The following is a 23,135-nucleotide window of genomic DNA, read 5'->3' on the forward strand; positions in this document are numbered from 1 at the left end:
GAGGACAGCCGCGGTCCGCGTCGTCAGTCGCCGGTGCCCTCCGTGGCGGTGGCCGCCGCACGCACGCGCACGGCCAGGTCGTTGTCGTTGGTGTAGTACGGGCCCGCCTCCAGCGTGCCGTGCGCGGTCTCGCGGCACAGCGCCGGATACGTGAAGATCGCCTTCTTGTCCGCGACGTCGTCGAGGAGCCGGGCCAGGCGCACCCGCGGCCCGCTCACCCCGGCGGGGCGCAGCCACAGGTCCCAGGGGCCCGTGCCGCTCTCGGCGAGTTCGCCGTGCGGCAGCGCGAAGCTGAACCGGGGTCCGTCGGCGGTGACGTCGGCGCGGTGGACGAGGCCGGGCTCGGCCCGCCGGACGGCCTCGGCGCAGGCGTCGGCGCTCAGGACGGTGCCGTAGAGGCGGCCGTGCACGGTCATGCCGCCGTCCGCTATCTCGATCTCCCCGGCCTCGGCGTGCGGCGCCCGCAGCCAGCTCCGCACGGAGAGGTTGCCCTGCTTCGTCACGTACGGGATGCGCACCGCGACATGGCCGCGGCTGCCGCTCGGCGCCCGGTCGACCAGTGAGCGCAGGTCGTTGACGCCCGGTATGAGCCGGCGTGGCGCACCGCTCGCCACCTGCACGTACGCGTTCCAGCGGCCCTCGGCGAGCTCGACGCTGCTGGGCAGCGCGGCCCGCAGCCGTCCGTCGGCGGCCGGGGTGAGGGGCAGCCGGACCTCGTCGTCGGAGTCGCGCCGGCGCAGCAGCAGGTAGGCCACGTCGTCGGGCTCGTAGCCGCCCGGTTCCGTGACGTCGAAGGTGAGGCCCCCGGCGGAGTCGGCGACGCAGTCGGCGCGCGGTGCGTCGGCGGCCTCCCCGTCCCCTGCGGACGACGCCGCCTGCGAGGTGGCCAAGGACGTCATGCGGTGGTTCCCTTCGTCTGGACACGGCCGAGGTCCCGCACCGCGTAGGCGCCGCCGAGCAGGGCGCCGCGGGTGCGGTGCAGGGAGCCGCGCATCCGGCCCCCCAGCGAGTTCCCGCGGGTGAGCATCCCGGAGAACATGGCGTCGTAGCGCTCGGCGATGTGGACGGGGTCGAAGCGCTCGGAGTCCTGGAGCGCGGCGTCCGCCATGCGGTGCCTGAGCGAGTCGTCGTTGATGAGTTCGAGGAGCCCGCCGGCGATGGCGTCGGGGTTGCCGACCTCGACGAGCCGTCCGTCGACACCGTTGTCGATGATCTCGCCGGGGCCGTGCGGGCAGTCGGTGGCGACCACGGGGAGGCCGCAGCGCATCGCCTCGACGATCGTCATGCCGAACGATTCGAGGCTGGAGGTGACGGCGGCGATGGAGCCCTTGGCCCACTCGGGCTCGATGGGGTGGGCGGGGCCCATGAGGAAGACGTGGTTGTAGAGGCCCAGCTCGTCTATCAGCGCGCGCAGCTTGTCCTTCTGCTTGCCGCCGCCGTATATCCGCAGCCGCCAGTCGGGGCGCTCGCGCCGCACCCTGTCGAAGGCCCTGATCAGCAGGTCGTACCGCTTGACGGGGGCGAGCCGGCCGGCCGCGACGACCCACTTGTGGGAGCCGTCGGCCGGCTCGATGCCGGGGGCGGGCACGGGGTTGGGCACCGCCTGGACGTGCACGCCCGGCAGCCGCATCTTGCGGGTGTAGGCGCGGGCGTCGGCCCGGGTCGTCGTGGTCAGGACGTCGAGGCGGGGGTAGACGCTCCGGAGCTGGCGGCGCAGCTCCTTGGAGTGGCTGTCGAGCGTGAGGTGCTCCTGCCCGACGCGCAGGGGGCCGCGCGCGGTCTGGCGGGCGATGTGCACGTTGAGGCCGGGGCGGGTGCCGACGACGACGTCCGCGTCGAGGCGCGCGAGGTGGTCGGCGATGCGCCGGTCGGTGAGGGCGCTGTACTGGTCGTAGCGGCCCTCCGCGTCGGGGAAGGTCCGCGCGGGCCGCAGATGTTCGGGGTCGTCGCCCTCGTAGCCCGGGGTGCCCTTGCGCAGATCCACGAGGTGGCTCAGGCGGACGCGCTGGTCAGGCGCGAACACCGGCTCGTCGCGGTGACGGAAGACGGAGACGACTTCGACGTCGTGCTGCTGGGCCAGCGTGTTCGCCAGGTTGTACGTCGTCCGGATCGTCCCTCCGATCCCGTACGCGTTGTGAATCAGGAAAGAGATGTGCATGCGTCCCCGTATCCCACGTTTCCCTGCGGACAGTCCCCCTCATCCGCCTACCGCAGGGTTAGACGGGGATTCCTGGCCAAAGGTTGGGTGCCAACACCATCCTGTTTTTCAACAGATATGCGATCGGTATCCGGAAGAGGGAACTCATCGGCCGTGCGGTGCATCAAGGCTGGTAGGGGAGCTGGGGCACATCGAAGCAGTTGTCGTTCATTTCGCCGCCCCGCGTGGTCCAGCCCTTGCCGTCCCGCCAACGGGCCACCGACACGCACGTCCTGCGATGCGCGGGCGGTTCGCCAAGACGTTCGAAAGTGACCGGAATCAGCAGCCCGCGGGCTGAATAGGGCTGGTCCCTGTTCATGAATCGGTCCACGCACGCGCGCGTGACGTCACCGCCGTCCGCGCGTGCGCACGCGCGTGCCGCGTCGGTGAACCACATGGCGGCGGCCCACCCCTCCAATTGCCACTGCGAGAGTTCCCTGCCTTTCATGGCCGCGCGGAAATCCCGTACGGCGGGGTGGCCGGTGTCCTCGTAGTTCCGGCTCGACCCGGTCGCCCACAGGGCGTTGCGGCAGCGGGGCGCGTCCTTGTAGTCCTCGGCGACGGCCGAGTTCCAGTTCTGCACGTTGGTCACCTTGGCGGTCACCTCCACGCCCGCCTCGTCCATCGCCTCGCAGAGCTCGGCGTTGCCGTGCGTGTCCATCGCGTCGAAGACCAGGTCGGCGCCCCGCTCCTTCAGGTCGGCGGCGGCCGCGCGGAAGTTGGGCAGGGCGAAGTCGAGCTGTTCGGTGACGACCTCGTACCCCTCGGCCCGCAGCCCCCGGGTGACGAGCCGCGCGTAGGCGGCGGACGCGGCCTGGTTGTAGGAGACCACCGCGGCGGTCCGCGCTCCGTGCTCACGCTTGAAGTACCGGTAGACCTCGGTCCCGCCGTACAGCTCGCCGTCCCACCCCGGCTCACCGTCGCGCGGCGCGAGGCTCCCGTAGATCCCGTACAGATGGGGGTACGTCTCGTAGGCGGCCCCGATCGGCTGCCCGCCGATGTCGGGCACGCCCGCCCGGGAGACCCGCGAGGCGCCCGCGTAGTCCAGGGAGGCGGTGGCGACGAGCGCCACGACCTTCCGCTCCTCGACGAGCTCGCGCACACAGTCACTGTTGCCGACCCCGCTGCCGCCGTCGTCGCAGGTCAGCACCGTGACCTTGCGCCCGTCGACGCCGCCGCGCGCGTTCAGTCGCTCGAAGTAGGCCTTCGCCCCGTCGCGCGGCCCGGTGAACGCGGAACCGCCCACCGGGCTGGTCGCACTGGCGATGATCCCGACCGGCAGCGGCGCCCCGCCCGAGGGCGCCGGCGCGGTGCCGCGCCGCTCGAAGTCGCTCTCCGGCAGCCTGCTCCCACAGGCCACGCTCAGTGCCGTCAGCACCAGGACGGCGAGCAGCGCCTCAACAGCCGGGACCCGGCGACGCATTCCCGCTCAGCTTCACCAGCGCGCACAGGGTCTTGACGGACACCTTCCAGGTGCCGTCCTGGTCGACGGCCGTCCCCGAGGCGTCGGGCAGCGCGGTGGCGCCCTTCAGTGTCAGCGCGTACGTCACGTCGGCCTCTTCCGCCGAGGTGAACTCGACCTCGCCGACCTCGGCCGCGACCTGCTCGCCGCGCTCGTCCCCGCTGAAGCTCTCCAGGACGGCCCGCATCCTGGCCCCGTCCTCAAGGACGGTCTCCTTCTCCTTGAGCGGGACCTCGGGGTCGAAGAACTTCTCCCAGTTCTCCGTGACCTCGCTCTCGGCCGCCGCCGGGTCGGCGGGCGCCGCGGCACCGTCCCCCGTCGGCCCGGCCGACGTCTTCGCCGGCGGCTCCGGCGGCGGATCGCCGTCACCGCCCCCGCTGTCGTCACCGCAGGCCGCGGCGGCCGGCACGACCAGCAGCAGGGCGGCCACCGCGAGCACCGCGCGCCGCCCCCGCCGCGACTCTCCCCGCCCTGGGCGGCTGCTCCCGAGAACCATCTGGCTCACCACCGGGTGTCGGTCCGGGCCGTGACGGTCCGGAGCTTTCAGCGTCAGCTCGTAGAGGGCATAGTGCAATCCATCGGCCGACATGGACAGAGCGCCGACGGGACCGGCGTTGCCGACGTGACCGACCAGGCGTTTCCGGGGGGCCCAGATGCGCGCGGCGCGGACAGCCAGGCAGGCACGGAGGGGCGGCGCGCCGCGCCCCGGACACCCCGCCCTGTGGGCGGCCCGCGCGACCCTGGCCGCGGGCGCGGTGCTGTGCGTCCTCGGCTGGTACGGCGTCTCCGGCGAGCGCTTCGCCGAACGGCAGCTCCCCTACCTGGCCTCGTGCACGGTGCCGGGCGCGGCGCTGCTCATCGCGGGAGCGGTCCTGTACACCCACGGCAGAAGCGCGCTGGCGGCATCGCGGGTGGAGGAGCTGTACACCCTCCTGGTGACGACGGAACAGCCCCCCAGCGAGGACCAGCCGCCCACGGCCGAGAGCGACGACCTCCTGATGGTCCCCGGCGGCACGCTGCGCCACCGGGCCGACTGCCCTGTGGTGGCGGCCAGACCGGAGGCGACCGAACCGGACCCCGCGGCGGTGACCGCCCCCTGCCCGATCTGCGAACCGCCGCCCGCTCCCCCCGGCCCGGAGGGCTGACGCGGTGTCATCCCTGAGCTACGACCTCACGCTGGCCGGGCTCTCGGTCGGCGGCGCGGCGGCGCTCACCGGCATCGGCCTGATCGTCACGTACCGCGCGACCGGCGTCCTCAACTTCGCGCACGGCGCGACAGCCATGGTCTGCGCCTACGTCCTGCGCCAGCTGACGGTCGACTGGCACTGGCCCCTCGCACCGGCGGCCGCCGTCACGCTGCTCCTGGTGGCCCCCGGCATCGGCCTGCTCCTCGACCGTGCGGTCTTCCGCCCCTTGGCCGTCCTGGGCGGCGACCCGGCGCAGACCCTGGTGGCCTCGATCGGCGTCTTCGTGCTCCTGGCCGGCGGCGCGGCCCTCGTCTGGGGCCCCGGCGCCCGCGACGACGCCCCCACCCTGCTCTCCGCCGACCCCTGGGCCCCGTTGGGGGCGGCGGTGGCACTGGCGGCTGCGGTGGGGGCGGTGACCCGCTGGACCCGCTTCGGCCGCGAGCTGAGAGCGGTGGTCGACGACCGGTCCCTGGCCGTGCTCTTCGGCATCGACGCGGGCAGGGTGGCCGCGGCGGGCTGGGCCTTCGGCTCCTTCACGGCGGGCCTGACCGGCGTGCTCCTCGCCCCCTCCGTACGGCTGGACCCGTACGGCATGCCGCTGCTGGTGATGGAGGTGATGGCGGTGGCCGTGGCGGCGCGCATGCGCAGCCTGCCCACAGCGGTGGCGGTCGCCCTGGTCCTGGGGGTCGCACAGAGCCAGCTGACCCGTCTGCACCCCTCGGGCCCGCGGGAGCAGCTGATCCAGACGGCCGGGGCGAACCTCTTCGTGATCGCGCTCCTGGCGGCGGCACTGGTCCTGCCGGGCATCGGCTCGAAGGACGCGCTGCCCCGCACGGCGTCGGCCCGCGTCCCGGCCCCGCCGGGCGCGTGGACCGTGGCAGCGCTCCTCTTCCTGATCCCCCTGGGCTTCGCGGGCCGGGACCTCACGACATCGGTGCAGGTCCCCGCGCTGGCGGTGATCCTCCTCTCCCTGGTGGTCGTCACGGGCAGAGGCGGCCAGATCTCCCTGGGCCAGGCGGCGTACGCGGGCCTGGGCGCCCTGTTCACCGCCCTCCTCACCGCCGGCCGCTTCCCCGGCCTCCCCGAACTCCCGCACCTGCCCGCCCTGGCCGTCGCGGTCCTCCTGGTGGCCCCCCTCGGCCTCCTCACGGGCAGACCGGCGATCAGCCGCCACGGCCTCGCCCTGGCCCTGGTGACCTTCGCCTTCGGCGTGGGCGTCAGCCGCTTCGTCTTCGCCCAGCCCTACGCGACGGCGGGCCTGACCCTGGACCGCCCCGCCGGCTTCGTGAGCGACAGGGCGTACTACACGCTGGAGCTTGCCCTCCTCGCGGGAGCACTCCTGCTGGTCACCGCCCTGCGCCGGGGCAGGACCGGCCGCGCGCTCGCGGCGCTGCGGGACCACGAGGCGGGAGCGGCGGCGGCGGGCGCGGCCGTGGGCACCCTCAAGCTGACGGCTTTCGTCACCGGGGCGGCGCTGGCGGCGCTGGGCGGCGGGATGCTCGCGATGGGCCGGCAGGCCTTCGACCCCGCCGCCTTCGATCCCGTACGCGGCCTCCTCTGGTTCGCCGCGGTGCTGGTCCTCGGCTCGGACAGCCTCCTCGGCGCCCTGGCCGCGGCGGCCCTCCTGGTCGGCCTCGACGCGGGCACGAGGGGCGGCATGGCCGCCGCGGTGATCGGCGTCCTCGCGGTCCTGATCGGCCGCTTCCCCGGCGGCCCGTTCGAGGCCCTGCGCAAGGCCGCCGACCGCCTCCACCGCGACGGCGGCCCCCGACTGACGCCCAGGGGCGAGGCGGCACACGAGGCACTGCGCCCCGCGAGGCGGACACCCCCCGCCGGCCGACGGCCGCAGCTCCGACCGGAGGGGACGCGGGGGCGTCCCGGAGCACAGCGCAGAAAGCCATCTGGCGGAGCCGAAGCAGCGGCGCGCCCGCACCGGGACGGCGAGCACGCGGACATCCCCGCGGTCCCGCCCCCACGACGGGGAGACGGCGCCCGCACCGGGGGCGACGGAGCCCTGACGGCCCACCACATCACGCTCGCCTACGGCGACCACACGGCCCTGGACGACGTGACGCTGACGGTCCCCCCGGGCCGGATCACCGCGCTGACGGGCGAGAACGGCGCGGGCAAGAGCACCCTCTTCCACTGCCTCGCCGGCACCCTCCGCCCCGACGAGGGCCGCGTCACCCTGCACGGCAGGGACATCACGGGGCTCCCGGCCCACGCCCGCACCCGGGCGGGCACGGCCCGCACGTTCCAGCAGCCCGCGGTCTTCTCCTCCCTGACGATCACGGAGAACATCCAGGTGGCCGCGGACCACTCCCCGCGCGGCACCCACGGGACCACGCACCAGGCCCTGCGCCTCCTGGACCTGACCAGGCACCGCACGAGCCCCGCGGCAGACCTCCCCACCGGCGTCCTCCGCCGCACCGAACTGGCCAGGGCCCTGGCGAGCACCCCCCACACCCTCCTCCTCGACGAACCGGCGGCGGGCCTCGACACCGCGGAAGTCGCCGCCCTGGCCACCCTCCTGCGCACGCTCGCGGCCGACGGCATGGCCGTGCTGGTCGTGGAGCACGACCTGGCCTGGCTGGCGGGCCTCGCCGACACGGTGCACGTGATGCGGGCGGGCCGCGTCGTGGCATCGGGCCCCGCCGGCACGCTCCTGAACGCCCGGGAGCCACGGCGGCCCCACGACGGGACAGCACGGTGAGAGGCATCGAACTGCGCGGGGCCCGCGTGCGCTACGGCCCCCTGGAGGCCCTCCACGGAGTCACCCTGGCCGCCCCCGCGGGCGCCGTGACCGTCCTCCTCGGCACCAACGGCTCGGGCCGCACCACGGCCCTGCGCGCCCTGGCCGGCACGCTGCCGCTCACCGCCGGCGCGGTGCTCAGGGACGGCGAGGACATCACCCGCCGGCCGGCCCACGCGCGCGCGGCCCGCGGAGTGGCCTTCGTACCGGACCGCCGCGCGGTGTTCCCCGCGCTCACGGTCGCGGAGAACCTGGAGCTGTCGGGCACCGAGGCGGACACGGAGCGGGCGCTGGACGCCTACCCCGAACTACGCCCCCTGCTGCCCCGCCCGGCGGGCACCCTCTCCGGCGGCGAACAACGCATGCTGGCCGTGTCCCGGGCCCTGCGCGCACCCCGCACGCACCCGCGGCACAGCACCTCCGTGGTCCTGATCGACGAGCCGGCCCAGGGCATGTCCCCTCCGGTCGCTGCCCGCACCTACGCCCTGCTCGCCGGCCTGCCGGCCGGCGTGCCCGCCTGCGTGGTCCTGGCCGAACAGCGCCTGCCGCCCGCCCTGCGCGAGAGCGCGGGGCGGACGGCGGTGGTGGTGCACGAACTGCGCCGGGGAACGGTGGTGTTCAGCGGCGAGGCCGCGGGGCTCAGCCCTTCGGGATGACGAGCCTCGCCCCGACGGAGACCAGGTCCGGCCGGCTCCCGACCGCCGCCCGGTTGGCCGCGTAGAGGGACTTCCAGCCCCCTTCGACCTTGTACCGCCGGGCGATGGAGCTGAGGGTCTCCCCGCCGGCGACGACGTGCTGACGCCGCTCCCCCCGGCTGGTCCGCGCCGGCCGCTCGGGCCGCTCCGGCCGCTGCGGCCGGTCGAACCGCTCGATCCGCAGCTTCCTGGAGCAGGAGGGCCAGGCCTTCCACCCCTGGCTGAGCCGCAGCTTCTCCGCGACCTTGATCTGCTCCGACCGGGTCGCGAGGTCGGCGCGCGGCGCGTACTTCAGGCCGCCGTACGCCTCCCAGGTGGGCTGCCAGAACTGGAGACCGCCGTAGTAGCCGTTGCCGGTGTTCGCGTTCCACCGCCCGTTGCTCTCGCACTGGGCCAGACAGCTCCAGGCCCCCTTGTCGGAGGAGCACGCGCTGTTCGCGTACCCCGTGGGCCGGGTCGGCGGAGCCCCTGACGCGGTGGCCGCGGACGCGGCGGCGGGCGGCAGTGCCACCACGGCCAGGACCGCGCCCACGGCCACGGCCAGCGGCCGGGGACGCCGGGGCGGACGCCGCACGGACGTCGGATGCGCCAACTGCGTCGAATGCGTCAACTGCGTCGATTGCGTCGGATGCATCGGGTCACATTAGGCATATGAACGCCACTGCCCCGGCGTCCCGCGCCGCGGGCCCCGCGACCCCACCCGAACGGCGGCCGGCTCAGACCCGGAGCCGCTGCCCCGGCACGATGGCGTCCGGGTTCCCGCCGATGACGGCGCGGTTGACGGCGTACAGCCGCTGCCAGCTCGTTCCATGCCCGGCCGCGATGGCGCTGAGCGTGTCACCGCTGCGGACGGTGTAGTCGCCCGCGGCGCGCCGCGCCCCGCGGTCGGCGTGTCCGGAGCGCGGCGCGGAGGCCGCGGCCCGGGGTGCCTTGAGCGCCTTCGGCGCCGGCTTCGCGGCCTTCGGCACGGGCGCCGCCGCGGACGGCGCCTGCCCGTACGCACCCGCGCGGGCGGCGCAGGTGGGCCACGCGCCCCAGCCCTGGGCCCGCTGGACCTTGGCGGCGACAGCGATCTGCTGCGCCTTCGATGCCTTGTCGGCGGTGGCCGCGTAGGCCCCTCCGCCGTACGCGCGCCACGTCCCCGCGGAGAACTGGAGTCCTCCGTAGTAGCCGTTGCCCGTGTTGATGTGCCAGTTTCCGCCGCTCTCGCACCGTGCGATGCGATCCCACACTCCGCCGTCCGCCGCGTCGGCCTGGCCGGTCGCGGCGAGCAGTCCCAGCGGGGCGATGAGCGCGGCCCCTCCGATCACTGCCGTCCTGCGTATGCGCCTGGGAGGTGCGGACATGTGTATCCCTCTCGGACGACCCGGGCTCCCCCTGGCCGTACGGCCCCCTCGCGCATCCGGCGCCCGGGGCCCGTCCGGTCCCGCCCGCCGTGCCGGCGCCCCGTCGAACCGGGGCGACCGGGCCCCGTCGAGCCGGGGCGGTCGGCGGACGTACCCGAGCGGTGCTCGCTGCACACGGCGGTGGAATCTAGGAGCCCGCTCGCCCCGGCAGCAACCGGATCTCCGTCCCCACAGGCCAGTTCGACGTTACTCGTGGTAGCAGCGAATTCCGGCCACCCACTTCATTGCCCGATATCGGGATTTATACGCCCGTTGATCCAATGATCTGTGACTCACCTCACCCATTCAACTCCCCTGCGGTGCACGCCTGTTGGCGCGGAGTGACACATTCCGGCACGCATCTCACCCTGTGCTGCGGACGGTTCGATTCCGTTCGCCGTCTTGCGTGACTTGCGCCACTGATCCGCCGTTGTCTTCCTATGAGCCGGGCGCCGCCCGGCTCATCACACCCGCACCCATCACCCCACGTGACAATCCCGAGGAGTCACCCGTGCCGCGCATGCTCGACGTCAGCGACGACGTTCGCGCCGAGATCGGCGACGAAGAAGCCGACCGGCTGCTCGCCGGAGAGAACACTCCGGGCAGTTACGACTGCACCTCGTGCCGCACCCCGGGCGACTCCGGGCAGGAACGCACCAGCACGGTCCTGTTCGTCGGCGAGGAGACCGCCGTCCTCGCCTTCGCGCACGCCTCCTGCCTGCCCTCCCAGATCGTGACGGTCTCCGAGGAGCAGCTCCAGGGCGCCGTGCGCTCGATCACCCGCGAGGACGGCACGGTGCCCACCGAGGCCACGCCGAGCCAGGCCGTGCTCGGTGTGACCAGCGGCCTGGTCCTGATCGAGGGGGAGCTGCACCCCGCGCTCGTCGTCGAGCCCACCGGCCCCATCGCCCGCCCCGGCGCCGCGCCCGGCGGTGGCGACGACTTCCTTCCGCTCCTGATCGAGCAGGGCTTCCTGCCGGTGGCCTCGCTCGACACCGTGCCGCCCGTCCTGCACGGCTGGTCCGTCCTGCTCGCCATGGGGCAGCTGCACGCCGTCTTCCAGCCCGGCCCCCACGGCAGCGCCCCCGTCGCCTGGTGGCAGGCGCACCAGCCGCTCCAGGTCACCGACGAGTGGCGGACAGCGGTCAACAAGACCCGGACCGTGCTGCTCTTCGCGGGGCCCGCGGGCTCCATCGGCCGCCAGCCGCGCGAGGACCTGCTCAGGGACGCCCTGGACGGTGCGGCCGCCCGCGGCCTGCTCGCCGCCGGGGCCATGCCGCTCGCCGGGACCTGATCACCCGAATGGCCGCGGGGCCGCGGGCGCGGCCCCCGCATCCGTCGGGCGCTCGTTTCGTTGGCACAGACGTGCACACATACGACCCCTCCCGCTACAGGCCGGCGTACCAGACCCCGATCCCGTCCATGCGCACCGCGCCGGACACGACGGGCGCGTACTCCGCCACACCGATCTACGACACGCTCTACTCGGAGTACCGCAGGGCCTTCCGGGCACTGCCCGGCGACCGGAGCGGCGAGGAGGAGCTCGGCTTCACCGCCTTCGGCACCGGGCCGTACGGCGGACAGCGCGACGGACGGCAGGACACGCGCCCGCACACCTACGGGCACTTCCACATCGGCCGCTACGGCCGGCAGGACCACTACGCGACGGGCCTCCACCCGATCCCCGCGGCCCTGCCCGCGGCCCCGCGCCGCGACCGCTGAGCAAGCGGGATGCCCGGCCCCGAGGAACGGGGCCGGGCATCTCGCGTACGCGCCGGAGGACGGGTCACGTCCTACTTCTTGCGGCCGCGCTTCTCGCGCACCCGCACCGAGACGTGGATCGGCGTGCCCTCGAAGCCGAACTCCTCGCGCAGCCGGCGCTCCAGGAAGCGGCGGTAGCCGGCCTCGATGAAGCCCGAGGCGAAGAAGACGAAGCGCGGCGGCTTCGTGCCCGCCTGCGTGCCGAAGAGGATGCGCGGCTGCTTGCCGCCGCGGACCGGGTGCGGGTGGGAGGCGACGATCTCACCGAGGAAGGCGTTCAGCCGGCCGGTCGGCACGCGCGTCTCCCAGCCCGCGAGGGCCGTCTCGATCGCGGGGACGAGCTTCTCCATGTGGCGTCCGGTGGCCGCGGAGACGTTGACGCGGGGCGCCCAGGCGACCTGGGCCAGCTCGGTCTCGATCTCCCGCTCCAGGTAGTAGCGGCGCTCCTCGTCGAGGGTGTCCCACTTGTTGTACGCCACCACGATCGCGCGGCCCGCCTCGACGGCCATCGTCACGATGCGCTGGTCCTGCACGGAGATGGACTCGGAGGCGTCGATGAGGATCACCGCGACCTCCGCCTTCTCGACGGCCGCGGCGGTGCGCAGCGAGGCGTAGTAGTCGGCGCCCTGCTGGAGGTGGACGCGCTTGCGGATGCCCGCCGTGTCGACGAACTTCCAGGTGACGCCGCCCAGCTCGATGAGCTCGTCGACCGGGTCGCGGGTGGTGCCCGCCAGCTCGTTGACGACCACGCGCTCTTCGTTCGCCACCTTGTTGAGCAGCGAGGACTTGCCGACGTTCGGGCGGCCGATGAGCGCGATGCGGCGGGGGCCGCCGATGGCCGTGCCGAAGGTCTGCTCGGGCGCCTCGGGCAGCGCATCGAGGACGGCGTCCAGCATGTCGCCGGTACCGCGGCCGTGCAGCGCGGAGATGGGGTGGGGCTCGCCGAGGCCGAGGGACCACAGGGCGGTGGCGTCGGCCTCGCCGGAGGGGCCGTCGACCTTGTTGGCGCAGAGCACGACGGGCTTGCCGGCCTTGCGCAGGAGGCGGACGACCGCCTCGTCGGTGTCGGTGGCGCCGACCGTGGCGTCGACGACGAAGACCACGGCGTCCGCGGCCTCGATCGCGTACTCCGCCTGGACGGCGACGGACGCGTCGATGCCGAGCACGTCCTGCTCCCAGCCGCCGGTGTCGACGAGCTTGAAGCGGCGGCCCGCCCACTCGGCCTCGTAGGTGACGCGGTCGCGGGTGACGCCGGGGCGGTCCTCCACGACGGCCTCGCGGCGGCCGATGATGCGGTTCACCAGGGTCGACTTGCCGACATTGGGGCGGCCGATGACGGCGAGCACGGGCAGCGGGCCGTGGCCCGCCTCCTCGATGGCGCCCTCGACGTCCTCGACGTCGAAGCCCTCCTCGGCGGCGAGCTCCATGAACTGCGCGTACTCGGCGTCGCCGAGCGCCCCGTGGTCGTGCTCGGCGAAGCCGTCGCCCTCGGGCTGGATCTGGTCGCTCATGAAGTCCGTACCTCGTCGTTCATCGTGGTGATCGGTGCGCGGGTCCGCGTGTCGGGTCGGCGCACTACTTGATAAGTCTCGCTCAGTGCCCGGTCAGGCGCCTGGCGTTTTCCAGGTGGCGGGAGAGCCGCTCCTGGATGCGCACGGTCGCCTCGTCCAGCGCCTTGCGCGTCCGGCGGCCCTGGCCGTCGCCCGCCTCGAAGGGGTCTCCGAAGACGACGTCGACCCGGCTGCGCAGCGGGGGCAGCTGCTTTATCAACCGTCCGTTCCGCTCGGTGCTTCCCAGAACCGCGACCGGGACGATCGGGGCCCCGGAGCGCACCGCGAAGTACGCGAGCCCGGCGCGCAGCGAGGCGAAGTCGCCCTCGCCCCGGGTGCCCTCGGGGAAGATGCCGAGGACGCCGCCCTGGCCGAGGACGCCGAGGGCGCGGGTGATCGCCGTGCGGTCGGCGCCCGAGCGGTCCACCTTCACCTGTCCGATGGCGTCGAGGAAGGGCCCGAGCGGTCCGACGAACGCCTCCTTCTTGATGAGGAAGTGCGTGGGCCGGGGCGCGACGCCCATGACCATCGGGCCGTCGACGTTGTGCGCGTGGTTGACGGCCAGGATCACGGGGCCGCTCACCGGCACCCGCCAGGAGCCGAGCACCCGCGGCCTGAACAGGCCGTACATGAGGCCGACGCCGATCCGGCGGCCGACCTCGGCCCCCCGCTCGGAGGCGCCCGCCTCGCTCACTTCTCGGCCCGCTTCTCCTCGACGAGGGTGACCACGCACTCGATGACCTGCTGGAGCGTGAGCTCGGTGGTGTCGACCTCGACCGCGTCGTCGGCCTTGGCCAGCGGGGACGTCTTGCGGCTGGAGTCGGCCGCGTCCCGCTTGATCAGGGCTTCCTGGGTGGCCTTGACGTCCGCGCCCTTCAGCTCGCCGGAGCGGCGGGCGGCGCGCGCCTCGGGCGAGGCGGTGAGGAAGATCTTCAGGTCGGCGTCGGGCAGCACGGTGGTGCCGATGTCACGGCCCTCCACGACGATGCCCTTCTCGGCCGACTCCGCGATCCAGCGCTGCAGCTCGGTGATGCGGGTGCGGACCTCGGGGACGGCGCTGACCGCGCTGACCCGGGAGGTGACCTCGGTGGTGCGGATGGGGCCCGAGACGTCGGTGCCGTCGACCGTGATGGTCGGGGCCAGCGGGTCGGTGCCGGAGACGATGCCGGGCTTGCCCGCGACGTCGGCGATCGCAGCGGGGTCGGTGAGGTCGATGCCGTTGTTCACCATCCACCAGGTGATCGCCCGGTACTGGGCGCCGGTGTCCAGGTAGCTGAGCCCGAGCTGGGCGGCGACGGCCTTGGAGGTGCTCGACTTGCCCGTGCCTGAGGGGCCGTCGATGGCGACGATCACGGCTGCCGGGGCGGCGTTTTCTGCGGTTTCCACGGGGCTGCGGGCACCTTTCGCGGTACTCGGGGCGGGGAGGCGGGGCGCGGGCACGCCCCGCACAAGGTTACTGGCTCGCGCGCCCGGTCCCGACAGCCCCTGCCGCCCGCCGTCTACTGCCGGATCGACCAGCCGCGCTCGCGCAGCGCGGCACTGAGCACGGGGGCGGCCTTCGGCTCCACCATGAGCTGCACGAGGCCCGCCTGCCGGCCGGTCGCGTGCTCGATGCGCACGTCCTCGATGTTGACCCCCGCCCGGTCCGCGTCGGCGAAGATCCGGGCGAGCTGTCCCGGCTGGTCGTTGATCAGAACCGCGACGACCTCGTAGGCGGCCGGGGCCGAGCCGTGCTTGCCCGGGACCCGGGTCTGGCCCGCGTTGCCGCGCCGCAGCATGGTCTCGACGCCCGTAGCGCCCTCGGTCCGCTTCGCCTCGTCGGCGGACTGCAGGGCCCGCAGGGCCGTGACGGTCTCGTCCAGGTCGGCGGCGACGTCGGCGAGGAGGTCGGCGACGGGCCCGGGGTTGGCGGAGAGGATGTCGATCCACATCCGGGGGTCGGAGGCGGCGATGCGGGTGACGTCGCGGATGCCCTGGCCGCAGAGGCGTACGGCCGACTCGTCGGCGTTCTCCAGGCGGGCGGCGACCATGCTGGAGACCAGGTGCGGCATGTGCGAGACGAGGGCGACCGCGCGGTCGTGGGCGTCGGCGTCCATGACGACGGGCACGGCACGGCAGAGCGCGACGAGTTCGAGGGCGAGGTTGAGCGCCTCGGTGTCGGTGTCGCGGGTCGGGGTGAGCACCCACGGCCGCCCCTCGAAGAGGTCGGCGGTGGCGGCGAGGGGGCCGCTGCGCTCCCGCCCCGACATGGGGTGCGTGCCGATGTACGCGGTGAGGTCGAGGCCGAGCGCCTCCAGGTCGCGCCGGGGGCCGCCCTTGACGCTGGCGACGTCGAGGTAGGCGCGCGCGGCACCGCGCCGCATGACGCCGGCCAGGGTGGCGGCGACGTGGGCGGGCGGCACGGAGACGACGCAGAGGTCGACGGGGCCATCGGGGGCCTCGTCGGTGCCCGCGCCGAGCGCGGCGGCGGTGCGGGCCTGCGCCGGGTCGTGGTCGTCGAGGTGGACGGTGACGCCGCGGGAGGCGAGGGCCAGGGCGGCGGAGGTGCCGATCAGGCCGGTGCCGATGACGAGGGCGGTTCTCACTGGGCGATGTCCTTGCGGAGTGCGGCCGCGGCGCCGAGGTAGACGTGCGCGATCTCTGAGCGGGGGCGGTCGGTCTCTATGTGGGCGAGGAGCCTGACGACACGGGGCATGGCGCCGTCGACCTCCAGCTCCCGCGCGCAGATCAGGGGGACGTCGACGAGGCCGATGGCGCGGGCCGCGGCGGCGGGGAAGTCGCTGTGCAGGTCGGGCGTGGCCGTGAACCAGACGCTGATCAGGTCCTCGGCGGTCAGTCCGTTGCGTTCGAGCACGGCGGTGAGCAGCGCGCCGACCCGCTCCCCCATGTGCCCGGCCTCGTCCTCGTCCAGCTGGACGGCGCCCCGGACCGCTCGTACCGCCACGTCACCGCTCCTTCTCTCACATGTCTTGCATGTCTCGCGTGTCCCCGCGTGCCATACCGTCAAGGGTAGTCAGCGCCGTGCGCACGGGGGCGCGGCGCCCGCCTGCCGAGACGCGTTCCGCGGACCCGTACGCTCACCGTATGCGCCCCCAGGACCTGGCCCTCGTACGCGACCACACCGTCTACGCCTGTGTGATGGGCTCGCGCGCCTTCGGTCTGGCCACGGAGGGCAGTGACACCGACCGGCGGGGCGTCTTCCAGGCGCCGACCCCGCTGTTCTGGCGCTTCGAGAAGCCGCCGACGCACCTGGACGGCCCCGCGGAGGAGCAGTTCAGCTGGGAGCTCGAACGCTTCTGCGAGCTGGCGCTGCGGGCCAACCCGAACGTCCTGGAGTGTCTCCACTCCCCGCTGGTCGAGCACGTCACGGAGACCGGCCGCGAGCTGCTCTCGCTGCGCGGGGCGTTCCTCTCCCGCCGGGCCCACGAGACCTTCGTCCGCTACGCGCTCGGGCAGCGCAGGAAGCTGGAGGCGGACGTCCGCACCCAGGGCGCCCCGCGCTGGAAGCACGCGATGCACCTGCTGCGGCTGCTGACGTCCTGCCGCGACCTGCTGCGCTCCGGCGAGCTGGTGACCGGCGTGGGCGACGCCCGCGAACCACTGCTCGCGGTCAGGCGCGGCGAGCGCAGCTGGCCGGAGGTCGAGTCCTGGATGGACCGCCTCGCGGCCGAGGCCGAGGAGGCGGTGGCCCGCAGCCCGCTGCCCGCCGGGCCCGACCGGCGCCGCGTCGAGGACTTCCTCGTCCGCGCCCGCCGGGCGTCGGCGCTGCGCTGAGGGTCACCGCTCAGGCGTCCCAGAGCGCCCCGAACGCCACCAGTTCCTCCCGGTACTCGATCCGGTCCGTCCACTCGGCGGGCCAGGCGTCCGCGCCGGTGTGGGCGCCCGCGAAGGCTCCCGCGAGGCAGGCGAGGGAGTCGGAGTCGCCCGAGGTGCAGGCCGCGCGGCGCAGCGCGGTGACCGGCTCGTCGACGAACTGCAGGAAGCAGAGCAGGGCGGTGGCCAGCGCCTCTTCGGCGATCCAGCCCTGGCCCGTGGCCAGGCAGGGGTCGGTCTCCGGATTGGCCCGCTTCAGCGCGGCCTCCAGGCGTTCGAGGACCGCCAGGCACTCGTCCCAGCCGTGGGCGATGAACTCCTTCGGCGTCGGTGCCTCGCCCCGCCGCCACAGCTCGCCGAGCCAGCGCTCGTGGTAGGTCTCGCGGTTGTCGTACGCGTAGGAGCGCAGGAGGCCGACCAGGCCGGTCGGTTCGGCGCCCGCGGCGAGCAGGCGTACGGCGTGCGCGGTGAGGTCGGAGGCGGCGAGCGCGGTCGGGTGGCCGTGGGTGAGCGCGGACTGGAGCTGGGCGGCGCCCGCGCGCTGCTCGTCGCTCAGGCCGGGGACGAGGCCGAGGGGCGCGACCCGCATGTTGGCGCCGCAGCCCTTGGAGTGCGGCTGGCTCGCCTGCTCCCACGGCCTGCCGCCCTGGAGGAGGGAGCAGGCCGTCAGGCAGGTGTTGCCGGGCGCGCGGTTGTTCTCCGGCGAGCGGTACCAGTCCACGAACTCCTCGCTCAGGGGCCGCGTCAGCCCCTTCGGCCCGAGCGGTCCCTCGTCCATGGCGGTCCGCAGGCCCCTGGCCAGGGCGAGCGTCATCTGGGTGTCGTCGGTCACGATCGCGGGCCGGGGCAGTTCCATCGCACGCCACGGGCCGCATGCGGCGAGAATCGAGGGAACGTCGTCGAACTCGGTCGGGAAGCCGAGCGCGTCCCCGATGGCGAGCCCCATGAGGGAGCCGGTGGCCGGGCGCTTCATGAGGACGGTCCTTCCGGGGTGGGCCGGAGCAGGGGCGGGTGCAGGGCGGTGGCCGTGCCCGCCCGGAAGAGGGCGGCGGGCTTGCCCCGGCCGCCGGTGAGGCGGGCCGCGCCGGGGATCGCCTCGACGAGCCCGGCGGTGCCGACGACCTTGCGCCGGAAGTTGGCGGGGTCCAGCTCCGCGCCCCACACGGCCTCGTAGACCTGGCGCAGCTCGCCGAGCGTGAACTCGGGCGGGCAGAAGGCGGTGGCGAGCCCGGTGTACTCCAGCTTGGCGCCGACCCGGTCGTAGGCGTCGGAGAGGATGCGGTCGTGGTCGAAGGCGAGCGGCCGGTACGCCGCGGGGCCGTACGGCAGCCAGGCCGCGCCGGCCGCGTCGCCGCCCGCGCGCGCCTCCGGCAGGTCGGGCACGAGCGCCGCGAACGCGACGGAGACGACCCGCATCCGCGGGTCGCGGCCGGGGTCGCTGTAGGTGCGCACCTGCTCCAGGTGGAGCCCGCTGACGTCCGCGAGCCCCGTCTCCTCGGCCAGCTCGCGCTGCGCGGCGCCCTCCGCGGACTCGTCCGGCAGCACGAATCCGCCGGGCAGCGCCCACTGACCCGCGTACGGCTCCTGGCCCCGCTCCACGAGCAGCACGTGCAGTGCGCCTTCGCGGATGGTGAACACCGCCAGGTCCACGGTGACGGCGAACGGTTCGTGGGCGTACTTGTCGTACTCCTGTGGTTCCCGCATGCGCGACCACCCCCCTCTCTTTATGGTCCCGTTGACTATAAAGAGAGGGGGGTGGTGCACGCAAGGGATTCCTACAGGTCGACTTCCTTCATGAGCATGCCGACCTCCGTGTTGGAGAGCCGCCGCAGCCAGCCGGACTTCTGGTCGCCCAGGGTGATCGGCCCGAAGGCCACCCGCACCAGCTTGTCGACGGGGAAGCCCGCCTCGGCCAGCATGCGGCGCACGATGTGCTTGCGGCCCTCGTGCAGGGTGACCTCGACGAGGTAGTTCTTGCCGGTCTGCTCCACGACGCGGAAGTGGTCCGCGCGGGCGTAGCCGTCCTCCAGCTGGATGCCGTCCTTGAGCTGCTTGCCCAGGTCGCGCGGGATCGGGCCCACGATGTGCGCGAGGTAGACCTTCTTCACGCCGTACTTCGGGTGGGTCAGGCGGTGGGCCAGCTCACCGTGGTTGGTGAGCAGGATGACGCCCTCGGTCTCGGTGTCGAGCCGCCCCACGTGGAACAGCCGCGTCTCGCGGTTGGTCACGTAGTCGCCCAGGCACTGGCGGCCCTCGGTGTCCTCCATGGTGGAGACGACACCGGCGGGCTTGTTGAGCGAGAAGAACTGGTACGACTGCGTGGCGACCGTGAGGCCGTCCACCTTGATCTCGTCCTTCTCGGGGTCGACGCGCAGCCCCTGCTCAAGCACGATCTCGCCGTTGACCTCGACGCGGGCCTCGTCGACCAGCTCCTCGCAGGCGCGGCGCGAGCCGTAGCCCGCGCGGGCCAGGATCTTCTGGAGCCGCTCGCCCTCCTGCTCGGCGCCGGGGAAGGTCTTGGGAAGGTTCACCTTCGGCTTGCCCGCGTACCGCTCGCGGTTGCGCTCCTCCGCCCGGGTCTCGTACTCACGGGAGCGGGAGGGGGCCGACCGGGCGCCGCGCTGCTGCCCCTGCTTGGGGCCGCCCTTGGCGCCGCCGCGCGCGGAGGCGCCGCGACCGGACTTCGGGCCGCTCTGGGTGCCGCCGGCGCCCACGTCGTAGCGGCGCTCCTCGGGGCGCGGCTTGCTGGGCCTCTTCGGCTTGTCGTCCCGCCGGTCGTCCCGCCGGTCGTCGCGGCCGTTACCGGCACCCCGGTAGTTGCCGCGGCCACCGCTGCCGCCGCGGCCACCGCTGCTGCCGCGGCCGCCGCTGTTGCCACCACGGCTCCCGCCGTTGTTTCCGCTGCTGTTCCTGCCGCTGCTGCTTCGCATCAAAAGTTCCGTCTTAGTCGGCTGCGTCCTCGTCACCCGGCGCATCGGGTGCGTCCGGGTCGAACGACGGAACCCCTTCCCGCGTCTCGGCCTCGATCGCGTCCGCCTCGGGGAGGAAGGGCGCGAGCTCCGGCAGCTCGTCCAGGCCGCGCAGGCCCATCCGCTCCAGGAAGTAGTTCGTCGTCCTGTACAGGATCGCACCTGTTTCGGGTTCCGCGCCCGCCTCCTCCACCAGACCCCTCTGGAGGAGCGTGCGCATCACGCCGTCACAGTTCACCCCGCGCACCGCGGAGACCCGCGAACGGCTCACCGGCTGCCGGTACGCGACGACGGCGAGGGTCTCCAGGGCCGCCTGGGTGAGCCGCGCCTGCTGCCCGTCGAGCACGAAGCCCTCCACGGCGGCGGCGTACTCGGGCCGCGTGTAGAACCGCCAGCCGCCCGCCACGAGGCGCAGCTCGAAGCCGCGCCTCTGCACGGTGTACTCGTCGGCGAGCGCGCGCAGCGCGTCGGCGACCGCGCGCCTGGGCCGCTGGAGGATCTTCGCGAGGTGCTCCTCGGTGGCCGGCTCGTCGACGACCATCAGGACGGCCTCAAGAGCGGGCCGCAGCTCCAGGTCCGCGACGGTGGCCGCCCCCGCGGGGTACTCGCTCACGCCTTCTCCTCCATCGGCTCGGGTGCCCGGTCGAACTCGTCGGTCACGGTCGGCCCGTCGGCGCCGTCCCCGCCGGTCCACCGCACCAGCAGCGCCCCCAGCGGGTCGTCCTGGTCCAGGGCGACGGCCTTCTCGCGGTACAGCTCCAGCAGGGCGAGGAAGCGGGCCACGACGGTCAGGGTGTCCCCCGCGTCCGCCACCAGCTCCGAGAACTCCGCCTCGCCGCGCTCCCGCAGCAGGGCGACGACGAGCCCGGCCTGCTCCCGCACGGACACCAGCGGGGCGTGGATGTGCTCCACGTACACCTGGGGCTTCGCACGCGGCTGCATGGCCTTCACGGCGAGCCCGGCGAACCCCTCGGCGCCGATGCTGATGACGACCTCGGGCAGCAGCTCGGCGTGGTGCGGCTCCAGGCCGACGGTGCGGGGGTAGCGCCGCGCCTCCGCTTCGAGCCGCCCCGCGAAGATGTCCGCGACCTGCTTGTACGCGCGGTACTGCAGCAGCCGCGCGAACAGCAGGTCCCGCGCTTCGAGCAGCGCGAGGTCGGCCTCGTCCTCGACCTCGGCGGCGGGCAGCAGGCGGGCCGCCTTGAGGTCGAGCAGCGTGGCGGCGACGACGAGGAACTCGGTGGTCTGGTCCAGGTCCCACTCGGGCCCCATCGCCCGGATGTGCGCCATGAACTCGTCGGTCACCTTGGAGAGCGCGACCTCGGTGACGTCCATCTTGTGCTTGGCGATGAGCTGGAGCAGCAGGTCGAAGGGGCCCTCGAAGTTCGCGAGCCGCACGGTGAACCGCCCGTCACCGGGCCCGTCGGACTCGGGGGCCTCCGGTGCCACCGGCTCTGGGGCCACCGCCTGTGGGGCCACCGGCTCCGGCTCGGGCTCCGCGAGAGCCGCGCCGGGGCCCCGCCCCAGGGCGCGGCGCCGACCGGCGGCAGGCGGTACGGATTCACTGTTCAAGGCCATCAGGCCGGAAACGCTACCCCTACCGCCCGCGCAGCCGTCGTACGAGGATGCTCGCGTCCCCCCGCGACTCCAGATCCGCGAGGACGACCGCGACGGCCTCCCGCACGATCCGTCCGCGGTCCACCGCGAGCCCGTGCTCGCCGCGGAGCACGAGCCGCGCGTGCTCCAGGTCCATCAGCTCCTCGGCGGAGACGTACACAGTGATCTTCTCGTCGTGCCGCTCGCGCCCGCTGGGCCGCCGGCTGGCCGCCCGCGCCCGGCGCCGCGCCTGGGCGGTGGTGGAGCCGTTCTTGCCGCCGCCCTGCGGGGCGGCGCCTTCCTGCGCCTGGCCCGCGGCCCTGCGCCCCGCGCCCTTGTCGGCGTCGGCGGACGCCGCCCTGCTGCGCGACTCCGCGCCCGACTCGGCGTCGGTGGCCGCGTGTTCGGCGGGGTCACCGCCCTCGCCCTGCGCGGCCTCGTCGGCCGCCGCGGTCTCGTCGCTCTCGCCCGCGGGAGCGGGCACCCTCGCCTCACCGTTGGCCGGGCGTCGCGGCGACGACGACTGCAGGGCCATGCCCCCGGTCGTGCGGAACAGCTCGTCGGCCCCCGGCAGACTCACTCGGCGTGACACCGGGCGAGCACCTCCCTGGCGAGCTGGCGATAGGCGGCCGCGCCGACCGAGTTGGAGGCGTACGTCGTGATCGGCTCGCCGGCGACCGTGGTCTCGGGGAAGCGGACCGTGCGCCCGATGACCGTGTGGTAGACGTGGTCGTCGAAGGCCTCGACCACGCGCGCGAGCACCTCGCGGCTGTGCACGGTGCGGGAGTCGTACATGGTCGCGAGGATGCCGTCCAGCTCCAGCTCGGGGTTGAGCCGCTCCTGGACCTTCTCGATGGTCTCCGTCAGGAGTGCGACGCCGCGGAGGGCGAAGAACTCGCACTCAAGCGGCACTATCACCTTGTGGGCAGCGGTGAGCGCGTTCACCGTGAGCAGGCCGAGCGAGGGCTGGCAGTCGATGACGATGTAGTCGTAGTCCTGCATCAGCGGCTTGAGCGCCCGCTGGAGCGTGGACTCGCGCGCGACCTCGCTCACCAGCTGCACCTCGGCGGCGGAGAGGTCGATGTTGCTCGGCAGCAGGTCCATGTTGGGGACCGCCGTCTTCAGGAGCACCTCGTCCGCGGACATGCCGCGCTCCATGAGGAGGTTGTAGACCGTGAGGTCGAGCTCCATCGGGTTCACACCGAGGCCGACCGAGAGGGCGCCCTGGGGGTCGAAGTCGACGAGCAGGACGCGGCGGCCGTACTCCGCGAGGGCGGCGCCCAGGTTGATGGTCGACGTCGTCTTGCCGACGCCGCCCTTCTGGTTGCACATCGCGATGATCTTGGCGGGCCCGTGGTCGGTCAGCGGGCCGGGGATCGGGAAGTACGGCAGCGGGCGTCCCGTGGGGCCGACGCGCTCGCGGCGCTGGCGGGCCGCGTCGGGCGCGAGCGTGGCCGCGTACTCCGGATCGGGCTCGTACTCGGCGTCGGGGTCGTAGAAGTGCCCCTTGGGCAGTTCCTCGTAGTCGGCGAGGTGGGTGTGGGTGTTATCGCCACTCCGGTCGCCGGCCATGGCGTTCACGTGATGGCCATCCATGCTCTGGGGTGCTGGCTGTGTCGGCTGGGGGCTCTGCCGGGCTTCGAAGGTTCGGACAGCGACGGAGCCGACAGCCTCGAGTCCCACGGGTCCTTGGCCCCGCTCAGACGTTCCTGGTTGACCACCCCCGGGAGCAAATGTCGACTCATTCACAAGTCGTCTTACCTCCTTG

The 23,135-nt window shown here is 73.7% G+C and carries 24 protein-coding genes; 6 read left to right on the plus strand and 18 right to left on the minus strand.

The window, feature by feature from the left end; genetic code table 11:
• Positions 1 to 23: 23 nt before the first annotated feature.
• The 4 genes from AB0I16_RS15160 to AB0I16_RS15175 all read right to left on the minus strand — a co-directional run bounded on the left by AB0I16_RS15160 (position 24) and on the right by AB0I16_RS15175 (position 4,155).
• Positions 24 to 899 carry a hypothetical protein gene (locus AB0I16_RS15160; RefSeq protein WP_363249826.1) on the minus strand — a complete coding sequence of 292 codons (876 nt, stop codon included), beginning with the start codon at positions 897 to 899 and terminating at the stop codon, positions 24 to 26.
• On the minus strand, positions 896 to 2,158 hold the full coding sequence (locus tag AB0I16_RS15165) for a glycosyltransferase family 4 protein (RefSeq protein WP_363249827.1): 1,263 nt from the start codon (positions 2,156 to 2,158) through the stop codon (positions 896 to 898). The genes AB0I16_RS15160 and AB0I16_RS15165 overlap by 4 nt, the downstream gene beginning before the upstream one ends.
• Positions 2,159 to 2,321: 163 nt before the next feature.
• A complete protein-coding gene (locus tag AB0I16_RS15170; RefSeq protein ID WP_363249828.1) occupies positions 2,322 to 3,620 on the minus strand; it encodes an ABC transporter substrate-binding protein in 1,299 nt (432 codons plus the stop codon).
• Entirely contained in the window at positions 3,595 to 4,155 is a 561-nt protein-coding gene (locus tag AB0I16_RS15175; protein ID WP_363249829.1) for a hypothetical protein, read from the minus strand. Before AB0I16_RS15175 ends, AB0I16_RS15170 begins: the two co-directional genes overlap by 26 nt.
• Before the next feature lie 157 nt (positions 4,156 to 4,312).
• On the opposite strand from AB0I16_RS15175, the gene AB0I16_RS15180 reads away from it, so the two are divergent.
• From AB0I16_RS15180 to AB0I16_RS15190, 3 genes are read left to right on the plus strand one after another with little or no spacing between them, the layout of a single operon-like run.
• On the plus strand, positions 4,313 to 4,804 hold the full coding sequence (locus AB0I16_RS15180; protein ID WP_363249830.1) for a hypothetical protein: 492 nt from the start codon (positions 4,313 to 4,315) through the stop codon (positions 4,802 to 4,804).
• A 4-nt stretch (positions 4,805 to 4,808) separates the two neighbouring features.
• Entirely contained in the window at positions 4,809 to 7,559 is a 2,751-nt protein-coding gene (locus AB0I16_RS15185; protein WP_363249831.1) for an ATP-binding cassette domain-containing protein, read from the plus strand.
• Positions 7,556 to 8,254: an ATP-binding cassette domain-containing protein gene (locus tag AB0I16_RS15190; RefSeq protein ID WP_363249832.1), complete on the plus strand. Its 699-nt coding sequence runs from the start codon at positions 7,556 to 7,558 to the stop codon at positions 8,252 to 8,254. The genes AB0I16_RS15185 and AB0I16_RS15190 overlap by 4 nt, the downstream gene beginning before the upstream one ends.
• On the opposite strand, the gene AB0I16_RS15195 is transcribed toward AB0I16_RS15190, so the two are convergent.
• Together AB0I16_RS15195 and AB0I16_RS15200 are read right to left on the minus strand one after the other, a co-directional pair.
• Positions 8,238 to 8,927: a transglycosylase family protein gene (locus AB0I16_RS15195; RefSeq protein WP_363249833.1), complete on the minus strand. Its 690-nt coding sequence runs from the start codon at positions 8,925 to 8,927 to the stop codon at positions 8,238 to 8,240. The genes AB0I16_RS15190 and AB0I16_RS15195 overlap by 17 nt on opposite strands.
• Positions 8,928 to 9,009: 82 nt before the next feature.
• On the minus strand, positions 9,010 to 9,639 hold the full coding sequence (locus AB0I16_RS15200) for a transglycosylase family protein (protein WP_363249834.1): 630 nt from the start codon (positions 9,637 to 9,639) through the stop codon (positions 9,010 to 9,012).
• A 550-nt stretch (positions 9,640 to 10,189) separates the two neighbouring features.
• On the opposite strand from AB0I16_RS15200, the gene AB0I16_RS15205 reads away from it, so the two are divergent.
• Together AB0I16_RS15205 and AB0I16_RS15210 are read left to right on the plus strand one after the other, a co-directional pair.
• Positions 10,190 to 10,972: a hypothetical protein gene (locus AB0I16_RS15205; RefSeq protein ID WP_363249835.1), complete on the plus strand. Its 783-nt coding sequence runs from the start codon at positions 10,190 to 10,192 to the stop codon at positions 10,970 to 10,972.
• A gap of 128 nt (positions 10,973 to 11,100) precedes the next feature.
• Positions 11,101 to 11,400: a hypothetical protein gene (locus AB0I16_RS15210; RefSeq protein WP_363249836.1), complete on the plus strand. Its 300-nt coding sequence runs from the start codon at positions 11,101 to 11,103 to the stop codon at positions 11,398 to 11,400.
• Positions 11,401 to 11,471: 71 nt separating this feature from the next.
• Here the strand turns inward: AB0I16_RS15210 and der are convergent, their stop codons facing one another.
• From der to aroH, 5 genes are all read right to left on the minus strand, one after another.
• Positions 11,472 to 12,950, minus strand: a complete 1,479-nt coding sequence (gene der / locus AB0I16_RS15215; protein ID WP_363249837.1) for a ribosome biogenesis GTPase Der — start codon at positions 12,948 to 12,950, stop codon at positions 11,472 to 11,474.
• Positions 12,951 to 13,032: 82 nt separating this feature from the next.
• Positions 13,033 to 13,722: a lysophospholipid acyltransferase family protein gene (locus tag AB0I16_RS15220; protein WP_363249838.1), complete on the minus strand. Its 690-nt coding sequence runs from the start codon at positions 13,720 to 13,722 to the stop codon at positions 13,033 to 13,035.
• Positions 13,680 to 14,375, minus strand: coding sequence for a (d)CMP kinase (cmk, locus tag AB0I16_RS15225; protein WP_363249839.1), 696 nt, complete (start codon positions 14,373 to 14,375; stop codon positions 13,680 to 13,682). The genes AB0I16_RS15220 and cmk overlap by 43 nt, the downstream gene beginning before the upstream one ends.
• Positions 14,376 to 14,488: 113 nt before the next feature.
• Complete coding sequence (locus AB0I16_RS15230) at positions 14,489 to 15,574, minus strand: prephenate dehydrogenase (protein WP_363249841.1); 1,086 nt, start codon at positions 15,572 to 15,574, stop codon at positions 14,489 to 14,491.
• The gene (gene aroH / locus AB0I16_RS15235; protein ID WP_363249842.1) at positions 15,571 to 15,933 is read right to left on the minus strand and encodes a chorismate mutase; all 363 of its coding nucleotides are present in this window, start codon (positions 15,931 to 15,933) and stop codon (positions 15,571 to 15,573) included. Before aroH ends, AB0I16_RS15230 begins: the two co-directional genes overlap by 4 nt.
• A 140-nt stretch (positions 15,934 to 16,073) precedes the next feature.
• On the opposite strand from aroH, the gene AB0I16_RS15240 reads away from it, so the two are divergent.
• Positions 16,074 to 16,763: a nucleotidyltransferase domain-containing protein gene (locus AB0I16_RS15240; protein ID WP_363249843.1), complete on the plus strand. Its 690-nt coding sequence runs from the start codon at positions 16,074 to 16,076 to the stop codon at positions 16,761 to 16,763.
• A gap of 10 nt (positions 16,764 to 16,773) precedes the next feature.
• Here the strand turns inward: AB0I16_RS15240 and AB0I16_RS15245 are convergent, their stop codons facing one another.
• From AB0I16_RS15245 to AB0I16_RS15275, 7 genes are all read right to left on the minus strand, one after another.
• Positions 16,774 to 17,775, minus strand: coding sequence for an ADP-ribosylglycohydrolase family protein (locus tag AB0I16_RS15245; protein ID WP_363249844.1), 1,002 nt, complete (start codon positions 17,773 to 17,775; stop codon positions 16,774 to 16,776).
• Complete coding sequence (locus AB0I16_RS15250; RefSeq protein ID WP_363249845.1) at positions 17,772 to 18,506, minus strand: NUDIX domain-containing protein; 735 nt, start codon at positions 18,504 to 18,506, stop codon at positions 17,772 to 17,774. Before AB0I16_RS15250 ends, AB0I16_RS15245 begins: the two co-directional genes overlap by 4 nt.
• Positions 18,507 to 18,577: 71 nt before the next feature.
• Positions 18,578 to 19,732, minus strand: a complete 1,155-nt coding sequence (locus AB0I16_RS15255; RefSeq protein WP_363249846.1) for a pseudouridine synthase — start codon at positions 19,730 to 19,732, stop codon at positions 18,578 to 18,580.
• A gap of 13 nt (positions 19,733 to 19,745) precedes the next feature.
• A complete protein-coding gene (gene scpB, locus AB0I16_RS15260) occupies positions 19,746 to 20,384 on the minus strand; it encodes an SMC-Scp complex subunit ScpB (RefSeq protein WP_363249847.1) in 639 nt (212 codons plus the stop codon).
• Complete coding sequence (locus AB0I16_RS15265) at positions 20,381 to 21,349, minus strand: segregation/condensation protein A (protein WP_363249848.1); 969 nt, start codon at positions 21,347 to 21,349, stop codon at positions 20,381 to 20,383. Before AB0I16_RS15265 ends, scpB begins: the two co-directional genes overlap by 4 nt.
• 19 nt (positions 21,350 to 21,368) lie before the next feature.
• Positions 21,369 to 21,959, minus strand: a complete 591-nt coding sequence (locus tag AB0I16_RS15270; RefSeq protein ID WP_363249849.1) for a hypothetical protein — start codon at positions 21,957 to 21,959, stop codon at positions 21,369 to 21,371.
• Entirely contained in the window at positions 21,944 to 23,116 is a 1,173-nt protein-coding gene (locus AB0I16_RS15275) for a ParA family protein (protein WP_363249850.1), read from the minus strand. The genes AB0I16_RS15270 and AB0I16_RS15275 overlap by 16 nt, the downstream gene beginning before the upstream one ends.
• Between the last annotated feature and the right edge of the window lie 19 nt (positions 23,117 to 23,135).

Source organism: Streptomyces sp. NPDC050703, from assembly GCF_040654435.1.
GTDB lineage: Bacteria > Actinomycetota > Actinomycetes > Streptomycetales > Streptomycetaceae > Streptomyces.

What these genes read in the sequence shown, in the direction of transcription:
- AB0I16_RS15255 (WP_363249846.1), bottom strand. Translation starts at nt 19,732, where the DNA reads ATGCGAAGCAGCAGCGGCAGGAACAGCAGCGGAAACAACGGCGGGAGC.
- AB0I16_RS15250 (WP_363249845.1), bottom strand. Translation starts at nt 18,506, where the DNA reads ATGCGGGAACCACAGGAGTACGACAAGTACGCCCACGAACCGTTCGCC.
- AB0I16_RS15160 (WP_363249826.1), bottom strand. Translation starts at nt 899, where the DNA reads ATGACGTCCTTGGCCACCTCGCAGGCGGCGTCGTCCGCAGGGGACGGG.
- AB0I16_RS15170 (WP_363249828.1), bottom strand. Translation starts at nt 3,620, where the DNA reads ATGCGTCGCCGGGTCCCGGCTGTTGAGGCGCTGCTCGCCGTCCTGGTG.
- AB0I16_RS15195 (WP_363249833.1), bottom strand. Translation starts at nt 8,927, where the DNA reads ATGCATCCGACGCAATCGACGCAGTTGACGCATTCGACGCAGTTGGCG.
- AB0I16_RS15245 (WP_363249844.1), bottom strand. Translation starts at nt 17,775, where the DNA reads ATGAAGCGCCCGGCCACCGGCTCCCTCATGGGGCTCGCCATCGGGGAC.
- AB0I16_RS15265 (WP_363249848.1), bottom strand. Translation starts at nt 21,349, where the DNA reads ATGGCCTTGAACAGTGAATCCGTACCGCCTGCCGCCGGTCGGCGCCGC.
- der (WP_363249837.1), bottom strand. Translation starts at nt 12,950, where the DNA reads ATGAGCGACCAGATCCAGCCCGAGGGCGACGGCTTCGCCGAGCACGAC.
- AB0I16_RS15180 (WP_363249830.1), top strand. Translation starts at nt 4,313, where the DNA reads ATGCGCGCGGCGCGGACAGCCAGGCAGGCACGGAGGGGCGGCGCGCCG.
- AB0I16_RS15200 (WP_363249834.1), bottom strand. Translation starts at nt 9,639, where the DNA reads ATGTCCGCACCTCCCAGGCGCATACGCAGGACGGCAGTGATCGGAGGG.
- AB0I16_RS15240 (WP_363249843.1), top strand. Translation starts at nt 16,074, where the DNA reads ATGCGCCCCCAGGACCTGGCCCTCGTACGCGACCACACCGTCTACGCC.
- AB0I16_RS15165 (WP_363249827.1), bottom strand. Translation starts at nt 2,158, where the DNA reads ATGCACATCTCTTTCCTGATTCACAACGCGTACGGGATCGGAGGGACG.
- AB0I16_RS15175 (WP_363249829.1), bottom strand. Translation starts at nt 4,155, where the DNA reads ATGGTTCTCGGGAGCAGCCGCCCAGGGCGGGGAGAGTCGCGGCGGGGG.
- AB0I16_RS15210 (WP_363249836.1), top strand. Translation starts at nt 11,101, where the DNA reads ATGCGCACCGCGCCGGACACGACGGGCGCGTACTCCGCCACACCGATC.